Raw genomic sequence first — 22,853 nt, 5'->3', positions numbered from 1 at the left:
CTCTTTTTTTAAATTGCGAGAATCGTTAAGTCTCGTTTTTAAATATTTAAAAGGGTAAACCTATACAATAAAAGTTCTTAATCAAGAACAAAATTTGATATTATTATTTTATTTTTCAGAATTTTCATGTATAATTTGATAGAAATGAAATGAATTTACAGTCATTTCATTATTATTTGGCCTATCCATTCTTTATTAAGAACGAAGTGGTTAGGTAGAAGTAGAATAGCCAAAATACTACCAAAGGAGGGCGCAGCATTTTTATTCGGATTATCTATTCACTGAATTAAAAGGCCAGCAATGGAAAACGCTAAACTGCATACTAACTTGAGAGGATATATACATCTTAGTACTTTTGATAGGTGTGTAGATTCATTAAATCATAGTGAGTAGGGGAGGAAAGTAAATTGAGAAAAAGAAAGTTTACAAGACTTTTTAGTAGTTTTCTAGCTTTTTTAATGGTAGTTTCAATTGTCTTGCCAGTATCAGCAACATCTCAAAGCACAGTACTTAATGAATTAAAACAACAGCAGCAAAGTGAAAAAAATCTGCAGTTAAAAGCCGCAGTTGCTGAGCAGCTTGAGGCTAGAGAAGGTTTAGCGAAGCTTCACAAAGATTTACAAGATGTATCTGGCAATAAAGAAGTGCCAGTAATCATCCACTTATCCGAAAATCCAGTAGCTTTAGAGCAAGGGATTGGTAAATTAACAGGCAAACCTCTTTCAAATGCTAAAATCTCAGAAATTCGCTCGAAGGTGAATAGACAACAAGCAACAGTAGATCGAGAAATGAGAATTAAAGGCATTAGTTTTGAAAAGGGCTTTTCATACAATACCGTACTCAACGGTTTTGCGGCAAAAGTAAAGGCTTCAGATTTGAAGAAGCTCCTTGATATTACAGGCGTGACATTAGTTGAACCAGATGCAATTGTTCATGCGTTAAATGATCAAAAGCCAGTTGATGCCTCTTCAGATTTAGAAAAAATAGTTGATTATGATGCGGCAATGAACACAAGTATCCCTTTCTTAGGAATTGAGCAGATTTGGGAAGAGGGTTACAAAGGTCAAGGAATTAAAGTAGCTGTCCTTGATACTGGAATTGATCCAGATCACCCAGAATTTGAAGGAATCTATAAAGGTGGGAAGAACTTTATTCCACATAGCTCAACGTATGCACGTGAACGTGCTGCTGATGATGCTAGAGAAACATCACCGAAAGACCGTCCAGCGAACCAACCAGAATTTAATGCTAACGGAAGAGCATTTTATACGGATCACGGTACACATGTTGCAGGAACAATTGCAGCAATTGGTGCAAATGAATACGGAGTGAAAGGAATTGCACCGGAAATTGACCTATACGCATACCGTGTACTTGGTGCATATGGAAGCGGTTCTACTTCCGGAATTGTTTCTGCAATTGAGCATGCAGTAAACGAGGAAATGGATGTAATAAACCTTTCACTTGGTGGTGGTTCAAACACTGAGACAGATGCAGGCTCATATGCGATTAACAATGCAACGATGGCAGGTGTCATTTCTGTACTTGCTACAGGGAACTCAGGACCGAATCGAGGTACAATGGGAACACCGGCTACAGCTCGCCTTGGAATTGCAGTTGGAAATACGACAAATCCTGAAATTATTCACAGCGGTGAAGTAACGGTTCGTGTTGGTGAAGACTACCATTATTCGAATGTATTAAAGTTTATGGGTACAACATTTGGACAAGATTTAGACAATCAATTAGCCGGCGAATTTGAAATTATTGCCGTTCCGGGTGTTGGAAACTTAGCCGACTATAATGGAATTAATGTTGAAGGAAAGGTAGCTCTTATCGCTCGTGGAGAAATTGCGTTCGTTGATAAAATTGCCAATGCAAAGGCAAATGGTGCAGTTGCAGCGATCATTCATAACTTCTCAGGTGGTTCGAATGCCCCTGGGGTATCTGATGTATTTTTAAGTGATTCATTCTCTTTTATCCCTACAATTGATATGTCCGTAACAGATGGAACGGCTATTCGTAATGCACTAAGAACTGGAACTGGTACAGTTACATTCCAAAGCTTTACTTCAACTACAACTGAAGGTGATGAGGTTAATAGTTCAAGTTCGCGCGGGCCTTCAACTCCAAACTTTGACATTAAACCAGATGTAACAGCACCAGGAACGAATATTATGTCTTCAATTCCTGCATATAAATGGGATTTCCCAGATGCTAGTTTTGAAGAATCATATGATCGTGCTACTGGAACATCAATGGCAACACCACATATCGCAGGAATTGCTGCACTTGTCAAACAAGCAAATCCAGAATGGGATGCATTTGATGTAAAAGTCGCGCTTTCTAATACGGCAAAAATTCTTGATACAACTAAGTATGATGTGTTTTCACAAGGTGCTGGACGTGTAGATGCATATGCAGCAGTATTTCCAAACGTACTTGCATATGCCCTCGATGAAGCCGTACTTGATGAAAGCGGTGAGGTTGTACCGAACTTGAAAGGTACCGTTACTTTTGGTCCGCAAAAGCTCGATCAAAATATATCTGTCTCTAAGCAAATCCTGGTCAAGGATTTGAAAGGAGCAGGTGGCAATTTCAATGTGAGTGTAAATGCTACAAAGACATTTGCAGATGCACAACTAACCGTAGACAAGTCTTCCTTTACATTAGCACCAAATGGTGAAGAACTCGTAACAGTAACTTTAACAGCATCAAGAAACACTGGGACAAAAGCTGGCGATGAATTTTTAGGCTATATCAATATAAACGGTGGTCAGAATCATGTTTCCTTGCCATTTGCAGCAGACTTCAGTAATGTAGTTGGAACACAAATTAGAGATATGAGGATTACTGAAACAGATCTATCGTTTAATGGTGACGGTGTGAAGGATGAAGCGATGCTTTACTTTACATTAACAGGGAATGTCTTAACAAATTACCTTGAAATTTGGGATATTGAAAATCCAGATGGTGGAGAGTATGGAGATGGCTATATCGGTTATTTACATGCAGGAGCTTCTCTTGGTGCAGGATCCTATCAATTAAGAATTGCTGGTCAGTATACACCATGGGGAGGTAGCGGCCTTGCCCAAATTCCTGATGGACTATACACGATTGACTATACTGCACAGACAACCACTGGCGTGATCGGTGATTATGTTGGTCCTATTGTTGTTAAATCAACTAGTCCTGCAATTGCAGGTGATGTTACAGCAGGTAAACTGACAGGTCAGGTAACAGATAAATATATTGATTATAATGATGTCCTAGCGGGCTATGGACTAGATTATGAACTAAACTCAAAGCTTAGCGCATCTTATGTGATCACTAGCAATGGAAACGCGGGTAGTCCAGTACCATTCACATTAGATCAAGATGGCTCATTTGAGATTGATTTGACACAAGAGGCAGATTCAGTGAAAGTTATCGTAAATGATGCTGCTGGAAACAAAGGTGAGACTGTATTTGAAGTGGAAAGAGAAGTAGAAGTTAGTTTATCTGTAGACCAATCAGAATTAACAATTGAAGAAGGTCAATCTGCAACTGTAGTAGTCACGCAAACAACGAAGAATGGTGATCAAATTATTGAAGAGGATGTAACGGAAGATGCAACATATACAGTAGCTGATGAAGCAATTGCATCTGCGCAAGCTGGTGTAATCACAGCTAAATCTGTAGGTGAGACGACTGTTACGATTTCTTACGGTGATCATTCTGTAACAGTAGCGGTGAATGTAGTAGAAGGAGAAGATCAGGATAAAGTTGTTAGCTTAAAGGCTGATAATGAGCAACTCCTTATTAGAGAGGGTGCTACTGAGAGTGTGAAAATTTTAGAAGTAACAACAATTGGTGGAAATACAACAGTAGAAGATGTGACGGCTAATGCAACTTATCATGTAGCCAATGAAGAGATTGCATCAGTAACAGAGGGAGTAATCTTAGGGAAGAAAGCCGGAATTACAGTAGTGACTGCTACTTACGGTGAAAACTCTGTACAAATCACGATTGCAATTTCTAAAAATGATGATACTAGACCACCTAGAGGTGTACCTACTCGTTAAATAAACAGGATGAAGAAGAGTTCGCATGAAGTTGCTAACTCTTCTTCATGTTTCAAAATAATAAGCATGTAAGATCTATAATTGTTCTTGATAGAGAATTGTTGTTTTTTTTCTGTTATACATAATTAATAATTTATTTAAAGATACGTAATTTGAAGAAAAATAGAGATATTACTAGTAAACATTCTATTATATCTAGTTTTTATAATATTTTGATACTTCCTAATCTAGTAAATATGAATTATAATTGAATTAATTAGTTCGTTAAAAAGAACGGAATGTGTTGTGAATATGTGGAGGAGGATTCGAAAATTGAAAAAATTAGGTAGAATGATCAGTCATTTTATTACCGCTGTTTTATTTATGATTTTAATTCTCTCGGCAGCTTTAGTGATCTCCTCAAAAGCTGCTGGTGGTGAACCTCAAGTTTTGGGATATAAATTAATGAGTGTTTTGTCAGGTTCAATGGAACCAACGTTTCTTACAGGATCGATGATCATGGTCAAGCCTGTTGATGAGGTGGGCACAAAAAATTTGAAAGTAGGAGATGTGATCACTTTTGTCGACAGCCAACAAAAAATCATTACCCACAGAATTGTCGAAACAAAAATGAGTGGGGAACATGTGATGTACGAAACAAAAGGTGACAACAATAATAGTCCGGACAAGGATCTTGTTTTTTCAGAGAATGTTAGAGCAGTTTACTCAGGCTTTACAGTCCCATACATAGGGTATTTTATCACCTTTGCTCAATCAAAAGAAGGAAGCGCACTACTTCTCATCGTACCTGGTGTACTCCTACTTATATATGGAAGTGTTATGGCTATGCAGGTACTAAGAGAAATTGACCAAAAAACAAAAGATGAAAATGTTAAAGAAAAGATAGTTTAATTTATTTATAGGCATCCTCCAATTCTTCAATGAGGACATACACTGTTATTCAAAAAGGTAGCTAATCTTGTTTGGTCTCCTTGTTATACAAGGATCAAAATAAAATAATTACATACCCAAAAAGGGTAAGGGAGGGAAAAGAAATGAGTCTTAAGAAGAAAGCAGGAATGGGAATTGCGTCAGTAGCTTTAGGGTTGGCGTTAGTAGGTGGAGGAACTTATGCATATTTTAGTGACACAGAAGTAGCAAATGCAACATTTGCAGCAGGAACATTGGATTTGGCTATTAATCCATCCGTTATTTTGGATGTAGCTAATATCAAGCCAGGGGATAGAATGTTTAATGAATTCACATTGGCGAACAATGGTACTTTAGATATTTCTAAAATCGATTTAACGACAGAATACAGCGTAATTGATGTCAAAGGAGATAATACAGAAGATTTTGGTAAGCATATTAAAGTATTATTCCTTGAGAATGTCGATAAGACAGGCGATGGTTGGTTAATTGATGATTACAATGATATTATTGCTGAAACAACTTTATACGATCTTCAGCATATGACTCCTGATGCTGTTGAGAATGTACAGCATTGGATTACATGGTTCTTTGATATGAATGGAGAGGAAAGTGGCTTAAAAGCAGGTACTAGTGATGAAATGTATGTTGCTTTTGAGTTTGTTGATAACGGTGAGGATCAAAATGAATTTCAAGGAGATACTCTTGAACTGAAATGGACATTTACTGCATATCAAACAGATGGTGAAGATTTGTAATAATGATTGATTTATAAAAAAACTGCCTCAAAAGGACATGAAAGTAGCTCCTTTTGAGGCTATTTTTTGTTCACACATACACGCTATCACATGTTCCAGGTTGAGGCTCGTAGAAACAGTGATTTTTGAATTGACCAGTAAAAGGTTGACCATACCATGTTGGAGGGCATGGGGCATATGGATTGAAATACCAAAGAGCATATTTGCTTGGATGTTCTCGCCAATATTTAAGATTCTTTTCTGCTAGTGTCTTTTCAGCAGTTCTTGCACGGTTATAAAATAAGTTTCCTTTTTGGACGGCTTCAAAGGAATAATTTCCTCCTTGAACTTGATAAAGTACTTGTGGAATTGTCCTTACATCATTGAAGTCTAGGCAATCTGCTATAGCTCGATTTACAATGACATTGCCAACAAATAGCATGCCCATTTTACCTTCTCCCTCAGCTTCAGCTCGCATCATCCGCGCCATTAGGTCAACGTCTGAACTTCGATAATTGATCCTTGCCATCATAACCACCTCTTTATCATTGTATGAATGTGAATGGCATTCATGTTTACTATTCCATTTCACAAGAGCTTTAAATGAAATTCGTTTTAGAAATCTTCTGCAAAATTAAGGAAACAAATGATAAAATAAAGAAAATAACTACATAAAGAAGTGGAAAAAGTGGGGAGTTCGTATGATTCTAGAAAAAGTTAAGCCGGTTGCACTGGTGGCCGTGAGAGAAAAAGGAATCGTGCCAATTATCGATTGGTTTGATCTACATAAGAATGTCTTTTATACGCTTGGTCGTGTTTATATTTCAAGTGAGAGCCAATTAGAAGAGGCATTCTATGAAACGATTTTAAAAGTGTATAATGAGTTACCAAGATTTAAACACGATCAACCGTTTCATACATGGGTAACGTCTCTATATTTAAAAAATTGTAAAGAATTAATGGTGAACCATGCGGAACAGCCTATTCATTCGTCTAATCCAATCATAGAAACGATTCATACTTTGCCTCTACAGTTAAAAGAAGCTATTGTTTTTACATATGTAATGGAGTTCTCACGTAAAGAGATTTCAGAACTTCTAAACGTTCCGAACATTGAAGTAAAGGAGCGTATCTTTAAAGGGATAGAGTCCCTTAGAAAAGAATTAAGCGGTGGATCAAATTTTAGTGGCTGCAAAGAATATCATCAGCATTATGTAGATTACCTACATAAGAAGATGAATCGCGCGGACAAAATTGAATTCGAAAAGCATCTTTATCATTGCCGTTCCTGTCAGGAGGATCTAGAAACATTTCAGCAGGTTATGCTTCAGTTAACGCGCCTATCGAAGGAACTAGAAGAACACTCTAATTTGAAAAGTATTTTTGCTTCCATTAGAGATAAGCTTATTACTATCGAAAAACAAAAGCAGCAGAGAAATAAAAAAAGACTTCGAATAGGAGCTGGAATTGCGAGTGTTCTAACACTGTTTATAGGAATTGGACTCGTAACAGGGGTGTTTTCTAATCTCTTTTATACATGGATTGAGGAAGATCCAGAGCTAGCAGCTTATTATAAGCATCAGTTTGCAGAACAATTAAATCTAGTAGCAGAAGATGATGGAGTGAAAGTAACAATAAAAAGTGTCGTAGCCGATGAAACTCAAACGCTAGTATTTTACGAAATTGAAGATATAAGTGGAGACAATCAATATATGTTAAATGGTGATGGGAATGGGATATGGATTGAGAATTCATCAGAATTCATGAATCCTTATTATTATCGACATACATATCCACAATATGAATCAGCTTCTACTAAAGACGAATCAAATATATTTCATGGGAAAATTAGTCTTGAGCCGATAGTAAAGGATCAAACAACTTTAGATCTAAGGATTAATCAAGTAGATAAAATTTCAGGTGGGATAAATAGTGTGGGCACTTTTGTAAATTATAATCAATTAGAGGTAAAGCGTGGAAGTTGGAATTTTGAAATCCCTGTATATAAACATCCAAGAAACGAATTTGTGCTAGATACAGAATTTGAAATGGACAATACTGCAATCCACTTTGAGAAGCTGATCACAACTCCTACAGCAACATTTTTGACTTATACAATTGATACTGGAACTGAAATGAATCGAATGGATACGCTTTTGTTTAGTAAAATGGAAGTGAATAATGAAACATTGAAGGCAGACTGGTATGGTGGAGCTTATTTGGGTAATATCGGTAATAGTCATCAAGCAGCCTTTACTCCCATATTAGGACAGGTATCGAAGAATATAGAAGTGCAGTTAGCGTTTGCAAATTATTTCATTGAGGATACATTTATCATAGACTTAAAGAGTATTGATCAGTATCCAACTGTGTTTGAGTATGCTGACAGTCATTTGACATTAGACAAAGTAATAGATGGGGAATCTTTACATCTCAAACTTAGTAATGATGGTACAACTAATCGTGCTTTTGATTCGCTCGCCATCGATTATAACCGTCTAGATATTGGCTATACTGGATTATCAAGTTCAGAAGAAGGAATATTCATCGATCGAGATGGGAATGAAGATGTGAATTTTGCATATACACCAAATATGGAAGTGATGGATTTTCCGAGATACGTATTTACAGAAATGGACCTGTGGATTGAAGGGGACGGAGAGGTCGAAACTGAACTAGGTGAACTTATTATTAGAGGCTACTCTTCAACAATATTCCTAGATGATGTTATAAAGTTAAAGGTTTTGAACGATTAGCCTTAAGATAGAGAAGCTTGTATAAATTTAATCGTATTCATAATTCTAGGGCAGATAATGATTCACTGCCTTTTTTTGTTGAGTTTAACAAAGACTATAAGTGTAAATAACTGAATTCATTGAAACAATGTTTTAAACCGACGAAGTTGAGCAGGAAAAGTAGGGAAAAAGTCGTTTTATCCTGATACTCTAATGTGAGAAAGGAGTGGTTGGATATGATCAATGGGATGAATGATGCTTTAAACTATATTGAAGAAAATTTAAGTGGTTCAATTGATTTTAAAGAGGTTGCAAGGCGAGCTTATTGTTCTGAGTTTCATTTTAAGAGGCTTTTTACCATTTTAGCGGGAATGCCTATTTCAGATTATATTCGTAGGAGGCGTTTAAGCTTGGCTGCTACGGAACTGTTGAATCCAAGTGCAAAGGTAATTGATGTAGCGCTAAAATTCGGATATCATTCCCCTGATTCTTTTTCAAGAGCTTTTCAAAACTATCATGGTGTTATGCCTTCGCATGTAAGGAAAAGCGATCAGAGTTTGAAATCATATCCGAGATTATCCTTTCAACTCACAATTAAAGGAGGAACAGAGATGAAATATCGCATGATTAAAAAAGGTGAATTCAAAGTGATCGGAGTAAGGTATCATGTAGAAATGGTCGATGAAATTCTTTTTCCCACATATGAAGATATGATCGAGAATATAAGTGAAACAATGATGAAGGATTTAGAATTACTTTCGAACGAAGAGCCTTCTGGTATCATCCATGCTTCAACTAATTATGTGGAGAATAAGGATGGAAAAGCAACGTTTGATCAATATATTGGAGCTATTACAACAAAGGAAGAAATAAAGGGCACTTCTACTCTACAAGTCCCACCTTTAACTTGGGCGATTTTCGAAGTAATAGGGGATTGGGAAAAGGTCGAAGAACAGTGGCAGAGAATTTATACGGAATGGTTGCCATCCTCTTCGTATGAACTTGAAGAAGGTCCAGAAATCTTGGCAAGTGCTAGTCAAATTAGTGAGATATGGATACCGATTAAGATAATAAAGGATTAAATTAGAGTATAGACAAAGTTGAATATCGACTTTGTTTACATGTTTTTTAGATGCTTTTAATCACATCACATCCCCCTCATAATGGATTGAAAACGTTTATCTGACTTGATATGCAGCCTTAGTGAAGCTCTGAGTAAAACTTTTAGATCATGAGAGAACTTCTGCGCGGAACAACGACGTAATGCGAGCATGTGTCAACATTCTGAGCTAAATATTTGTATATTTAATTTTTTTCACAACGTAAATGATAAAATAGAATATATTTCAAATTTTTTAAGAAAGTTTCGCAAAAAGTGGGGATTTTTATATGTTTCAAGAGAGAATTGAGCCGTTTTCACTCATTGCAGTGGGGCAGAATGAGATTAGGCAAATTATCGATTGGTTCGAAGTGCATAAGCAATCATTATATGTAATTGGGCGTGTTTATCTACAAGATGATGAGCAGCTTGAAGAAGTTTTTTATAAGGCGATCCTAAATGTACACAAGGAGCGGAGACTGTATAAGAGTGAGGAATCGTTTATAGTTTGGATAGTAGCCGCTTTTATTAAGACTTGCAAGGAAGTGTTAGCACAAGGTGAGATAAAGAGAAAGATAGAAACTACTGGCCCATCTTTCGGTTTAGAGGCAGCGATGAACAACTTGCCGTTGCTAGAGAAGGAAGTTTTGGTCTTAACCTATGCATTAAAGCTTTCAGATGAGGAAGTTGCACAGATTCTAAATCTTACAGTAGAGAAGGTAAAAGAAGGATTGTTTACTGGGATTCAATCTCTTCGTAATGATGAATCATTTTCTGGTTGTATAGAGTTTCATCCTCTTTATATCGATTTTCTAAATCGTACAATGTTTCGCTCAGAGAAAATAGCGTTTGAAACGCATGTATATCATTGTCTTGCCTGTCAAGCTGATTTGAGTTCTTTTCAGGAGGCTGTCTCATCATTCCTTACACTTACTGATTTAACGAATGATGATAACAGCTCAGTTCGAGTCATGGAAAATGTAAGAGATCGATTAGATGAATTAGAGCGGCACAAGTTACGTAAGAAAAAGAAGCGAATAAAAATCGCTGGAAGCATAACGGCGGGATTCGTTGCCTTACTTACGATTGGTTTTGTAACTGGTTTCTTTCACGATCTTTATTATTCTCTAACTGAGCCGGATGAAGAACTTGTTGTTTATCAAAAGCAAGGAGTAGCAGAGCGACTAAACTTAGTTGCGGAGAGTGAAGGAATAAAAATCACGATTAAGAGTGTTATTGCCGATGACCTGCAAACACTTCTCTTTTATGAAATTGAAGACACAAATGAAGACAACCAATATCACCTTGATGAAGTGAATGTCCGTAATTACTATGATGTCATGTTTGATTATTATCAGCATATTTACAGTCCTCCTAACTATGAATTAGCTGCTAATCAAGAAAATGATAACGTTTTTCACGGACAAATTAGGCTTCTTCCAATAAAAGTAGAAGAAGGTGTGATTGAACTATCGATTACAAAGTTGGAGCAATGGGACAATTATCTTTTGGATAACGGAGAATTGAATCCAAACTTCGAAGTAAACTATAAACTCGGAGAGTGGAATTTTGAAATTCCTGTTATAAAAGAACCTTCTCTAGAATATGCAGTAGATCAGTCCATTCAGATTGAAGGAGTTAGCCTTCAATTTGAACAGCTAATAGCTGCACCGACAGGGACTGTTTTAGCTTATCGAGTAACGGATAACGAAATAAATAAAGGATTAACTTCTGTTTTATTTGACTCCGTAAAGGTGAACGGTTTAACTTATGAAATTGATCGATACAATGATTATTATGGAGACAGGTTTTCATTTGGGGATGCTAATCGCTTTAGTATAATATTTGCGCCATTATTTGATGAAGTGCCAGAACAGGTTGATGCACATTTAACACATGCTCACTTTACAGTTATGGAAGATATGAGCTATATCATTGATGATTCAATGGGTTTTCCACAAACGTTCGAATATGCTGGAAGTGAACAAAAGATTGATAAAATAAAAAGGAATGGGAGCATTGAATACATTTTTAGCAATGAAGATTATCTGAATCGTGGGTACGATTCATTTTATCTCAGTCTATTAAATGAAGATGGTTCGCATCCGAATCACCAAGGGTATTCTATTGAAGATGTAATCGTTGACAGCGATGGAAACATTTTCGAACGAGAACAATTTGATTTTGATCAAAATATGAATAAATATTTTAAGACTATGATGAAATCAATCACACTTTTTCTTGTAGAAGGCGATGATACCTTAAAACAAATTAGCGCTTCAAACTACGAATATTCAATATTCTTAGATGAACTAATAAGATTGGATATAAAACAACAATAGAGAATGTAATAGTACGCTCACATATCTTAAGGTTCTATACAATTGTTTGATAAGCGTTTCCAGACATTTTTAAGGATTTTGGTATAATTAAAAACTGGAAGACAAAGTCATCAACTTTGTCTTCTTTCTTTATTCCGTTGCAGGAATGTTTAATAATTCTGGTACGGTTACGAATTGATAGCCTTGTTGTTGGAGTGCCGGGATAAGTAATTTTAGTGCTTCTACTGTGTTTGTACGGTCTCCACCTTGATTCCAGTCTGTCCCATCATGCATAAGGATTATCGAGCCAGGTTCAGTTGCGTTGATGACTCTAGACGAAATGACAGTAGGTGCTTCCTCCTGCCAATCCATAGAATCGACTGACCAACCAATAATGTCATAGTTCATGTTGATAATTTTTTCAGTTACTTCTTCATTTAAAAATCCATATGGCGGTCGGAATAGTCGTGGCTGAATGCCAATGATATTTTGTATGGCTTGCTCTGTAACCGTAATTTCATTCTCAACTGCTTGCATGTCAGATTGAACAAGGTTTGGGTGCGTATATGTATGATTTCCGATTACATGACCTTCAGTATACATACGTTGTACAACATCAGGGTATGTATTTGCCCTTGAACCTAGTAAAAAGAACGTTGCTCGTATGTTGTAATCACTAAGTACATCTAAAATTTGATTCGAGTAGATTGGATCTGGTCCATCATCAAATGTTAACGCAATTCTTCGCTCATTTGTTGTTCCTTCGTTAAAGAATGAATTAGGGAACATTTGTTGCAATGTATTTAAATCGACAGGCTGCTGTCTCGTATCATGATTTTCTTTCTTCTTCCAAAAATTACTCCATGACCAAGTTATTTCACCTTCTGCATACACTGAAAGTTCTCCGATTTGATGAAAGGAGAACAGTAAAACGAAAAAGCAGGCTATACTAAACAGTAATTTATTCATACATTTCACTCCTTAATTTAATGCATTCCTTTTAGTGTTCTTAAAATCTTCCAGTTTATACGAATGAAAGAGGGAGAAAAGCTTTTATTGAGCATATTTAACTTCCTATATTCGACCATTTTTTTGATTTGTGTTTAGGTCGATTCAACTTAGGGTATAAGCATTGATTAGGTGAGAGATGATTTGGAAAAAGGGGTTTTTACAATGGAAGCAGCAAAACAATGGATGGCACTGCCAGAGGATTTACGAAAACGTATTGTGCAGCATGTTTTTTGTGCAGTATGTGTTGGCGAAGTTAAGATGAAGCAGTATACAATTACGCCTGGGGAATCTGGGGTGGTCTTGGAAGGTTTTTGCAAGGAGTGCAATTCAAAAGTAGCAAGAGTTGTAGATTGATTCATTACATAATGTAAGAGAATATGCTAAATGGGAAGAACGGTAGCCCCTCTGTGTAGGGGTTTTTCCTGTTGTATAAATGAACCTATCAACTCGTAGAGCAGACCACTTCTTATACCGAATTATAGGAATATATTCCAATATAATGAAAGTGGAGTTACAATTAGATGGAATGAATTAATAGAATAGGAGATAAAAATGAATACATTTAATCTAGTACCTATACTAGAAAGCACCATTGGTTGGGCAATCATTCTTTTCTTAGCAAGAGGAATTTATTTAAAAGATGGTGTGAAGATAAAGATATGGAAAGTCTTAATCGTATTATTTATAGGATTATTTTCTTTTTCAATCAATTGGCAAATCGCCGATGGACTTTTTCAATTAGCTATATTACCTCTTGGAGTATGGTTGTTGGCTCTCATTTTGAAACGAAAGAATAGACGTTGGGAGAGGTTTCGAAAGTATGCATGGTTAGGTTTTGTAGGCAATTATATCTTTTTAGTAGTTAAGATACTACTATTCGTAATCTTTTACTTTATTTATCCAACGGATGAAGCTGGAACATTTGTAGCTGATGTAGAAGGTGCATACATAATTAAGCTAATACAAAATGTAGAAGATATTGATTTTGATAAGCAATTACTTATGCAGCAAATAAATGATGCGAAAAAAGAAGAGATTATAAACGATCATTGGCATAGAGAAGCTTTTTCGTATCAAGATTCTGATGAGAGTAGAGAACGCTTTCCATATTTATTAGCGAATACTCAGCCTAAATGGGGAAGCGGAATTAACCAGAACATTTATATAGAGAGAGACGGAAAGGGACTCTTAATCAATACAGAAAAAAGGTCGTATTACTTTAAGGTTGAAGAATCTATATTGAACGAGGTACGGACGATTGAATAAAAAAATGATAGCATACACTGGAATTGTTTTAATGATCATTAGTGCCGTTATTCTTTTCTTGAAAAATCCGGAGCCATCTGAATTTCCTTCTGAGGAAAAACGAATAGAACTCATTTATGAAATATTTCCGGAAGTATCGGTAGATAAAATACTAGATGCTATTTATATAGATGAGCGGAATGTGTTTGTACCTTTTATCTCAGAGTCAGATCATTATGGATTAAGTTATTGGATATGGAAAGATTCGGAATGGAAAGTAGGTGCAATTGATACTTCAGTCTATCCAAAACTGTGGATGGTAGATCCGAAAGATCCTACATCTTATCATTTCGTTTGGAACTTTCACCCGAAAGATAGCATTTCAACATTTGATTTATATATGATTATTGAAAGAAATTATCGTGTAACAGGAAATGATGAATATTATCAGCCTGCCGCGCAACAATTCATACATCAAACCTTGAAGCAAAGCACATATGGTGTAGCAGTTTTGCCGAGCTCCTGGACTGCTATTATGAATAGTGTAGAGAATATTGCTTCTAAGTCTTGGATGGAGCCATTTTCATTTAGTCATAGCATTATATTTTTTGGTGAAAGAATGGACGATGGCAAAGGAAATCGTCCAATTTTAGAAAACTCGATCAATAATCGCTTTTCATCCAATCGAGAAAATCTAAAATTCGATTACATCAGTACAGTTACGGATGATACATTAGATAGAACAAAATAATGGTTGTGCAACAGCCCCTTTGTAAAGGGGTTTTTTAGACTGCCCGACAAACAGAGGCATACGTAGATGGCATCAAAGTCAGCTCATGAACAGTGTGTTCTATTCGGGTCTTCAATTGACTGTACGCCTAGTCTGACGAGCGTTTTCATGGCAGTCTGTGGGTTTCTCGTCCTCTTAAAAACATGTAGAAAAAGTTAGAAATTGACTTTATCTAAAGTCTCAAAGCCCCACAGTCCCAAAGTCCCTTTGTGAAGTAGTTTTTCTGTGCTAAGCATTAGAGATTAATGCTCTTTTTCTTGTAATTGATAGGTAGAATCTTAATCACGGTCAGACTATATCGTAGAATTATTTCTTCATGTTTATGTCGAGCTTCTCGAGGTCGTAGTTTAAGATTCAATCATTAAAATTTTCATAGCATGACAAGAGTTGTTCTTTATTGCTAGCGATGATGTCACACACATGATCATTGCATAAATGGATTTTCTTCATTGTTTTAAGTGAAGAGAAGTGTTTAGAAAAGGGTGAGAGGGTATAGTGATACTAACATACAACTGAATGTGGAGCATTGCAATTTATCCTGAAGGGAGAATAAATCGATGAATATTATAAAAGAAGATAGACGACATGTGATTTATGATGATAATAAAGAAATGATTGCTGAGGTTACATTTGTTCCGACAGAAGAAAATCGTGTCGTGATCGATCACACATATGTTCATGAATCATTGAGAGAGAAGAATATTGCCAGTACGCTTGTAAGATCTGTAGTCGAAGATATGAGAAAGCAAGGGAAAAAAATAGTCCCACTCTGTCCATTCGTCAAAGCAGAATTTGAACGCAATAATGATTATAAAGACATGCTCTAAAGCTTTTTACCGAAGGTAGAAAATGAGGAACTTCTGAATAAAGTACAAACTAATTTGATTGGTGCAAGTGACAAGAACTCCTTAAAAATGCTCTGTATTTTCTGCGTGCGATACATTGTAACAGAGGTATTCCTTGTCCTCCCGGGAAAGCGTGGCAGGTGAGACTGAAGCATCGCGATAGTGACGATACGGCTCATGCCATGCCCGGGGAAAAGCTTCACCTTAGGAGAGATAATCAGTTTCATTCATTTAAACAAAAATGACCGTAGGCAAACAAGTTTTAATTGTTTCTCTACAGCGTAAGCTGTTCATCATTGAACAGCTTTTTATGTGCGATTTACTTGGATAATAGCAATTAATTGTTTGGCCATATAGTCGCTACTATACTTATAATCGCCATGTACCCACTCAATAATTAACCCGTATATTGCATAGGCGTGATAACTAGCTATCAGCTCAGGGTCGATATGGTCTAGTGGGAAATAGCCAGTTAAGTCTTGTAATACAAGCTTTTTCACAATCGAGCAGAATTTTTGTTGAAATCCAATTAATACATTTGTTGAAACAATAAGCGAATAAAAGATTGAAAACTTTTCTACATGATTGAAAATCAAGACAGCTTGGGATGTAAGCTGTTCAATTTTAAATGGCTGTTTATTTATATAAGGTTCACGATATGAGCTAATTAAATCAACAATTACATCATCTATGATTTCTTCGAGAATGTCTTCTTTGTATTGATAATGCTTATAAAATGTGCCCCGATTTAAATCTGCTGCTTCAACGAGCTCTTTAACCGTAATTGCTTTAAACTCCCTTTCCTGCATTAACAAGAGTAAGGATTCTTTTAATGCCCGTTTAGACTTTGAGACTCTACGATCGTTCGTTAGATTTTTAGTCAACATAAATCCCCTCATTTGTATAATTTCTATTTGAAATTCAATGAAGCATTGATGGATGTACGTTATTGAACATCTACCAAAAAAATGTCGATTGAATGCCTGCTTAATAATCCTTATTATACTGTATAGAGAGTAAGATAATAAACATTTGTTCATTAAAAATGTATCTAGGGGGATAAATAGTGGAGATACGCGATAAAGTTATAGTCGTCACTGGTGCAGGTGGAGGTATTGGTCGTGAGCTTGTATTAACCCTTTTAAACAAAGGTGCAAGGGGAGTTGCTGCAGTTGATATCAATCAGGCAGCATTAGAAGCGACTGTACAGGCTGCTGGAGAAAACAAAGATAAAATCTCCATTCACGCAGTTAATTTAACCGATCGTGAAGCTGTTGAAGCACTTCCAGAGGACGTCATTGAATTCCATGGTGCTGTTGATGGAATCATTAATAACGCTGGAATTATTCAACCGTTCGTTAAAGTTAACGAGCTAGATTATGAGAAGATAAAATTAGTGATGGACATTAACTTCTATGGAACGTTATTTATGGTTAAATCATTCTTGCCGCATTTATTGTTAAGACCAATTGGACATATCACGAATATTTCAAGCATGGGTGGATTCTTACCAGTTCCTGGACAGTCGATCTATGGAGCCTCAAAAGCCGCAGTAAAATTATTAACAGAGGGATTACATTCTGAGTTGAAAGATACAAATGTGAAAGTGACCGTTGTTTTTCCTGGTGGAGTTGGCACAGATATTACGAAAAATTCTGGTGCTGAAAGAGGAGCAAAGAAAGAAGCAAGTGCTGAAGATATGAAGAAGCTATTAACACCAAAAGCCGCAGCAGAAATCATTATCGATGGCATGGAAAATGATGAATACCGCGTATTGGCTGGTAAAGATTCAAAGCTACTTGATAAGCTGTATCGTCTAAATCCTAAGAAGGCAGCAAGCATTATTGCCGATAAAATGAAAAACTAAAGAAGGAGGCAGGGGAGATTTTTATCCTGCCTTCTTTTATTACAATGTTAAGAGTAGAAGATTGTTTTAAATTCTTAGACTTTTAAGTAAAATCCGATTCATCTCTTCAATAGACTGTTTGTATTGTTGATCGTTCCATTCGATTATGATACCTAATATGGCATTTGCTTGATACGCTACTTCAAAATCTGTTGTTTCATAAGGGGGATCAATTTTCATCATAGAATCTTGAACAATTGTCTTAATTCTAGAATAGAACATATCATAATATGCAAAAACAGAGGCTTTATTAAATATGAAACGATAAAACTCCTTGTGATTGTGGACATGTGTGAATAAACGAATTAATGTTGGTTCCAAAGCTTCCACTGAATGTAATCGAAAACGTTTTGACTCCTTTAATGACGTTTCTAAATCAAGTAGTAATTCTTCTATAAATGTTTCAAAAAAATCAGCTATGCTTTCATAGTGTAAATAAAACGTTCTCCTTGTAATCTCGGACGTTCGGCACAGTTCTGATATTGAGATTTTCTCCAATGGTTTATCCCCAAGTAAGGTTAATAAGGCATTGTGCAAGCTTTGCTTAGTCCGTATGACTCGCAAGTCTTGTTCATTCATAGGCCGCTCCTCCATCATTGTTTAATGAAATATAATGACATTTTTATTATACAACTGTATAATAAAAATACCTTATTTATTCTGAATATTCAATTTACTAGTTAAACACATACATTATCATAACACGAAAAAATGAATGCTCCCATCATGATGAACGCTTTGTGTATGTGTGCTTTGGTACTGAGATAAATAAGGAGAGATTATACATGATGATGGAGGGGTTATGATGAGTTGGAAAGAAGAATATGATGTGGTCGTTGTCGGGAGCGGTGCAGGTGGTCTAGTGGCCGCAATAACTGCTGCAAATCAAGGTTTAAACACCTTGATTATCGAAAAGGGTGAGAGTTGGGGTGGTTCTTCTGCACTTTCAGGTGGTGGGCTATGGATCCCGAATAATCATATCTCAAAAGAAGCTGGCTTAGAAGATAGTGAAGAAGAAGCACTGACATATATGAGAGATGTTATAGAAGATAAAGGTCCTTCTTCAACAGATGAAAGAAAAGTTGCATATGTCAAAAATGGACATAAAATGGTGAAATACTTATCTGATTTAGGAATGGAATGGGTCGCTGGTATAAAATATCCAGATTATTATCCTGAACGACCAGGAGGAAAGGTTGGCCGTTCCATCGAAGGAGAAATCTTTGATGCGCGTTTATTAGGGGAATTAGAAAAGTCACTTCGTGTTGGAGAAATTGAGGCGCCAATTCCATTATATTCAGGGAAAGTAGCATCATTGCCTAAAGCATTTACAAATGCTAAGGATTTTAACACAGTTGTGGGGATGTTTTTAAACGGCTTTAAATATAAGATGAAAGGTGCTCACGCGATTTCAATCGGAGCTGGCCTAGTTGGACGATTATTGAAGATCGCAGTGGATGAAGGTGCAAAATTGAAGTTATCGACTTCATTAACGGATCTCGTGTTTGAAGAGGAACGTGTTGTAGGCATTGAAGTTGAGAGTAATGGATCAACCTATTCCATTAAAAGCAAGGCTGTCATCCTTGCAATGGGGGGGTTTGAGAGAAATGAAGAATTAAGATTGAAATACCACAATGTCGGTACTTCATGGACAGCAGGAAATCCTGATAACACAGGCGATTTAATGCCAATTGCAGAGAAGTATAGTCTTGATACTGCATTGCTAGATGATGCATGGTGGGGGCCGACAGCAATTGATTGGAATGGGGCAAGAAAGTTCCTAGTGCACGAGCGTTCGATGCCTCACAGTATCATAGTAGATCAAACCGGAGAAAGGTATTTCAATGAGTCTCAATCCTATACAGATGCTGGTCATGCGATATTAGAAAGGCAAGAAAAGAATGGGAAAGCGATTCATTCATGGATGATTATGGAGAGTAGACATCGAAATAAATATTTATTTGGGAGTATGTTGCCAAGAATGACGCCGAAGGAAGCAATTGAAAGCGGTTTCCTAATAAAAGCAGACACACTTATAGAATTAGCAGATAAATGTTGGATACCTCAAAAAGGTTTCATAGAACAGATTGAGAGATTTAACCTTTATGCGGAAAAAGGGGTAGATGTGGATTTTAGACGTGGTGACTCTGTGTATGATAATTATTATGGAGATCCAACTTATAACAATCCAAACCTAGGTAAAATAGAAAAAGGACCTTTCTACGCTTGTAAGATTTATCCTGGTGACTTAGGAACAAAGGGTGGCATTGTGGCAAATGAATACGGTCAAGCACTTCAAAATGGAAAACCAGTAATAGGCTTATACGCGACAGGCAATTGTTCAGCATCAGTCATGGGGCGAGTATATCCAGGACCAGGATCAACATTAGGCCCAACAACGGTCTTTGGCTATATCGCAGCAAATCATGTAATGGAAAATATTGAAGACATTACTAAACCTCAAACGCTTGACCTCGTATAATAAGAAACATTTCAATCATGTGGATGCGCATCGTTCGGAAGTTGGGAAGTAAACACGTACCTAGATGAAGACCACTCCTTCTAGAGGCATTGTTGATCTCTATGAAGGAGTGGTTTATTTGACGAGGTAAGAAAGTATAACTTTTTAAAGTTAGAGAATTGTCTAGTCTCCAGGCGCCATCGGCTCGAGGTCACAAGCCAAAGCCCGCAAGATACAGGATTTCCTTCGGTCTTTGTCTTGTGCTTGAGGCTCATACGACGTGAGTCAGACGTGAGTTGCCACATGGATGTGGCGCTCTTAGTCGGTGTTCCTTTAAAAGGCGGGCGCCCTAATGTATTGATTCAAAGAATGATAAGTAGAATAATTGAACAAGATTCTTCAAAATCTCTTTGACGATTTTACTTTATACAATAATTCAGTTCTATTACCCGTGCCAAGTTTTCTATATAAATTTTGTAAATGCTTTTTTACAGTATTTTCACTAACATATAGTTCTTTAGCAATTTCTCGATTTTTTAGTCCTTTTTCAAGGTAATGGAGTAGTTCACACTCGCGTTTTGTTAAGTTGGTTTGTGTTCGATCATTATTTTTAATGAATATAAGTTGTTTTATGAAACCGCTTTCAATTTGTTTTACAAGAATGTTAAGTTTTATACTATCCTTTGGTGAAAATCTCTCTTCTTTTAAAGAACGTAATAGTCCAATTACACCAACTATCTCTTCGTTAAATTTTAAATAGATTGCCATCTCGTCACCAACATTATATTTTTTCATAAAGGAGAGGTAGTAGGTGGATAGAATAAATTGTGAAAAAGGGACGACGTCATTTATTCTTTGAACCTGCTTACTCAATAGTAGATTACGTGGATGAAGAAAATCATCCTTTTGATAATTTTGAAGGTATTCCTGAAGCGAGTCAGCTTCGATATTATAAGCAATTGGATCTTTAAGAGCGTTATTCTGATCTGCGATCCAAAATAAAGACATATGATATCCTAAAAAGTTTAAAACTTGGAGGACTTCTTTTCGGTAATCTTCTATTCCAATTTTTAATTGTTTTTTTGCTAATTCTTCGATGGCATTAAGTACATCGTTATACTCTACTTTAGATAGTTGCACTTAAATCCCCCTAGAAAAAGATTTTCTACCTATAAGAATATTATCCTTATGGGTAATAGAAAAAACGATATTTAACTTTACAATAGAAGAAAAGAGGAGGAATATCAATGAAAATATCTGAATTTTCTAATTTAGACGGATTGGCACTCGCGGAATTAGTTAAAAAGAAAGAGGTGAAACCAGAGGAACTTGTTCGGCTGTCTATCGATGCAATGAATTCATTGAATCCTGATCTGAATTCTATTGTTCAAATATTAGAAGAAGAGGCATTAAGTGAAATTAATGCAGGGTTACATGACGGACCATTTCAAGGAGTACCTTTCTTAATAAAAGAACTTGTCCTCCACGCTAAGAATGTTCCTTCTAGCATGGGAAGTAGATTGTCAAAAGATGCTGTTTTTCCCATAGATAGTGAATTAATGGCTAGGTTTAGAAAGGCAGGATTTGTAACAGTCGGAACTACAACAACGCCTGAATTTGGTTACAATGCAGCAACAGAAGCACTTTTATATGGACCGACACGAAACCCCTGGAACCTACAGCATAGCCCAGGTGGTTCAAGTGGTGGATCAGCAGCATCTATTGCGGCGGGAATTGTTCCTGTAGCTCATGCTAATGATGGAGGAGGGTCAATAAGAATCCCCGCATCTTGTAGTGGGCTAGTAGGATTAAAGCCAACTAGAGGTAGAATACCAGCAGGACCATTTAATAGCGAGCCGCTAAACGGGATCGCAGTCGAATTTGCTTTGACGAAAACAGTTCGAGACACTGCATTTCTACTTGACGTAGTGAGTGGTCAAGACGTTGGGTGTTACGGATCGCCTGAGTCTCCAAAAGAAGAGTATAATCGATTAATTGAAAAACAGACTAAACCATTAAAAATAGCTTGGACACACGTACCAGCATCGGGAGTACCTGTTGATCATGAATGCATAAAAGCATTGCATGAAACGGTACAGCTTTGTAAGGATCTTGGGCATACAGTGATTGAAGATGCACCAAAATATGATGTTGAGCCGTTCAGTTTGGCTACATTACGAATATGGACAGCAAATATTTACAAAATGATAAATGGAGCGGCGCAATTGACTGGGAGAGTTCCATCCGAAGAAAATGTAGAAGCAGCAATTTGGCAGTGTTACTTATATGGACAACAAATGAAGGCTTCTGAATTGTTAGATGCAATTGAAACAAATGGGTCAGTCTCTAGACAAGTTGGGCATTTCTTTACAGAATATGATGTCCTGTTAACCCCTACTCTCGCGTCATTGCCAGCAAAGATTGGGTTTTTAAATGCAAATAATCCTACAATTGATGCAAAACAGTGGACGGAGCAAATATTTACATATGCTCCATTTACAAATTTATTTAATGCAACTGGTCAACCGTCGATCTCATTGCCATTAAAAATGAGTAAAAGCGGGCTACCGATAGGAATGCAATTTACGGGGAGATTTGCTGATGAAGGGACATTGCTCCAATTAGCAGTACAATTAGAAGGGGCATTGCCGTGGAAAGATCGAAAACCAACTATTCATGCATCAAATCTTATAAAAAAATAGAATAAAGATCAAATTAAAAAGGCAAATA

The 22,853-nt window shown here is 36.5% G+C and carries 18 protein-coding genes; 13 read left to right on the top strand and 5 right to left on the bottom strand.

What is annotated here, in order from left to right; all coding sequences use genetic code 11:
• Positions 1-407: 407 nt before the first annotated feature.
• From AC6F34_RS10880 to AC6F34_RS10870, 3 genes are all read left to right on the top strand, one after another.
• A complete protein-coding gene (locus AC6F34_RS10880; protein ID WP_500771959.1) occupies positions 408-4,064 on the top strand; it encodes a S8 family serine peptidase in 3,657 nt (1,218 codons plus the stop codon).
• Between the two features lie 312 nt (positions 4,065-4,376).
• On the top strand, positions 4,377-4,955 hold the full coding sequence (sipW, locus tag AC6F34_RS10875; RefSeq protein WP_500771958.1) for a signal peptidase I SipW: 579 nt from the start codon (positions 4,377-4,379) through the stop codon (positions 4,953-4,955).
• Positions 4,956-5,098: 143 nt separating this feature from the next.
• On the top strand, positions 5,099-5,731 hold the full coding sequence (locus AC6F34_RS10870; protein ID WP_500771956.1) for a TasA family protein: 633 nt from the start codon (positions 5,099-5,101) through the stop codon (positions 5,729-5,731).
• A 70-nt stretch (positions 5,732-5,801) separates the two neighbouring features.
• Here AC6F34_RS10870 and AC6F34_RS10865 read toward each other — a convergent pair whose 3' ends face one another.
• Complete coding sequence (locus tag AC6F34_RS10865; protein WP_500771954.1) at positions 5,802-6,239, bottom strand: cell wall hydrolase; 438 nt, start codon at positions 6,237-6,239, stop codon at positions 5,802-5,804.
• A 172-nt stretch (positions 6,240-6,411) separates the two neighbouring features.
• Here AC6F34_RS10865 and AC6F34_RS10860 point away from each other — a divergent pair, with 172 nt between their 5' ends.
• From AC6F34_RS10860 to AC6F34_RS10850, 3 genes are all read left to right on the top strand, one after another.
• Positions 6,412-8,466: a DUF4179 domain-containing protein gene (locus AC6F34_RS10860; RefSeq protein WP_500771952.1), complete on the top strand. Its 2,055-nt coding sequence runs from the start codon at positions 6,412-6,414 to the stop codon at positions 8,464-8,466.
• 209 nt (positions 8,467-8,675) lie between these two features.
• Positions 8,676-9,527, top strand: coding sequence for an AraC family transcriptional regulator (locus AC6F34_RS10855; RefSeq protein WP_500771950.1), 852 nt, complete (start codon positions 8,676-8,678; stop codon positions 9,525-9,527).
• Positions 9,528-9,834: 307 nt separating this feature from the next.
• Complete coding sequence (locus tag AC6F34_RS10850; protein WP_500771948.1) at positions 9,835-11,886, top strand: DUF4179 domain-containing protein; 2,052 nt, start codon at positions 9,835-9,837, stop codon at positions 11,884-11,886.
• 129 nt (positions 11,887-12,015) lie between these two features.
• Here AC6F34_RS10850 and AC6F34_RS10845 read toward each other — a convergent pair whose 3' ends face one another.
• Positions 12,016-12,834, bottom strand: a complete 819-nt coding sequence (locus AC6F34_RS10845) for a polysaccharide deacetylase family protein (RefSeq protein ID WP_500771946.1) — start codon at positions 12,832-12,834, stop codon at positions 12,016-12,018.
• A 183-nt stretch (positions 12,835-13,017) separates the two neighbouring features.
• On the opposite strand from AC6F34_RS10845, the gene AC6F34_RS10840 reads away from it, so the two are divergent.
• From AC6F34_RS10840 to AC6F34_RS10825, 4 genes are all read left to right on the top strand, one after another.
• Positions 13,018-13,230, top strand: coding sequence for a hypothetical protein (locus AC6F34_RS10840; RefSeq protein WP_500771944.1), 213 nt, complete (start codon positions 13,018-13,020; stop codon positions 13,228-13,230).
• A gap of 198 nt (positions 13,231-13,428) precedes the next feature.
• Positions 13,429-14,142: a hypothetical protein gene (locus AC6F34_RS10835; protein ID WP_500771942.1), complete on the top strand. Its 714-nt coding sequence runs from the start codon at positions 13,429-13,431 to the stop codon at positions 14,140-14,142.
• The gene (locus tag AC6F34_RS10830) at positions 14,135-14,872 is read left to right on the top strand and encodes a hypothetical protein (RefSeq protein WP_500771940.1); all 738 of its coding nucleotides are present in this window, start codon (positions 14,135-14,137) and stop codon (positions 14,870-14,872) included. The genes AC6F34_RS10835 and AC6F34_RS10830 overlap by 8 nt, the downstream gene beginning before the upstream one ends.
• 596 nt (positions 14,873-15,468) lie before the next feature.
• Entirely contained in the window at positions 15,469-15,738 is a 270-nt protein-coding gene (locus AC6F34_RS10825; RefSeq protein WP_500771938.1) for a GNAT family N-acetyltransferase, read from the top strand.
• A gap of 326 nt (positions 15,739-16,064) precedes the next feature.
• On the opposite strand, the gene AC6F34_RS10820 is transcribed toward AC6F34_RS10825, so the two are convergent.
• Positions 16,065-16,640 (bottom strand): TetR/AcrR family transcriptional regulator, encoded by a 576-nt coding sequence (locus AC6F34_RS10820; RefSeq protein WP_500771936.1) that lies wholly within the window; start codon positions 16,638-16,640, stop codon positions 16,065-16,067.
• 182 nt (positions 16,641-16,822) lie between these two features.
• Between AC6F34_RS10820 and AC6F34_RS10815 the strand changes: the two genes are divergently transcribed.
• Entirely contained in the window at positions 16,823-17,623 is an 801-nt protein-coding gene (locus AC6F34_RS10815) for an SDR family NAD(P)-dependent oxidoreductase (RefSeq protein ID WP_500771934.1), read from the top strand.
• A gap of 66 nt (positions 17,624-17,689) precedes the next feature.
• Here AC6F34_RS10815 and AC6F34_RS10810 read toward each other — a convergent pair whose 3' ends face one another.
• Positions 17,690-18,241: a TetR/AcrR family transcriptional regulator gene (locus AC6F34_RS10810; RefSeq protein ID WP_500771932.1), complete on the bottom strand. Its 552-nt coding sequence runs from the start codon at positions 18,239-18,241 to the stop codon at positions 17,690-17,692.
• Positions 18,242-18,467: 226 nt separating this feature from the next.
• Here AC6F34_RS10810 and AC6F34_RS10805 point away from each other — a divergent pair, with 226 nt between their 5' ends.
• Positions 18,468-20,144: an FAD-dependent oxidoreductase gene (locus AC6F34_RS10805; RefSeq protein WP_500771930.1), complete on the top strand. Its 1,677-nt coding sequence runs from the start codon at positions 18,468-18,470 to the stop codon at positions 20,142-20,144.
• Positions 20,145-20,522: 378 nt separating this feature from the next.
• Here AC6F34_RS10805 and AC6F34_RS10800 read toward each other — a convergent pair whose 3' ends face one another.
• Positions 20,523-21,263: a response regulator transcription factor gene (locus tag AC6F34_RS10800; RefSeq protein ID WP_500771928.1), complete on the bottom strand. Its 741-nt coding sequence runs from the start codon at positions 21,261-21,263 to the stop codon at positions 20,523-20,525.
• A gap of 107 nt (positions 21,264-21,370) precedes the next feature.
• Between AC6F34_RS10800 and AC6F34_RS10795 the strand changes: the two genes are divergently transcribed.
• Positions 21,371-22,825 (top strand): amidase, encoded by a 1,455-nt coding sequence (locus AC6F34_RS10795; protein WP_500771926.1) that lies wholly within the window; start codon positions 21,371-21,373, stop codon positions 22,823-22,825.
• Positions 22,826-22,853: the final 28 nt, after the last annotated feature.

The sequence above is a fragment of the Niallia sp. CD-39 genome (assembly GCF_059874745.1).
The sequence above is the reverse complement of the archived record's forward strand: the minus strand, read 5'-3'. Positions and strand labels throughout refer to the sequence as shown.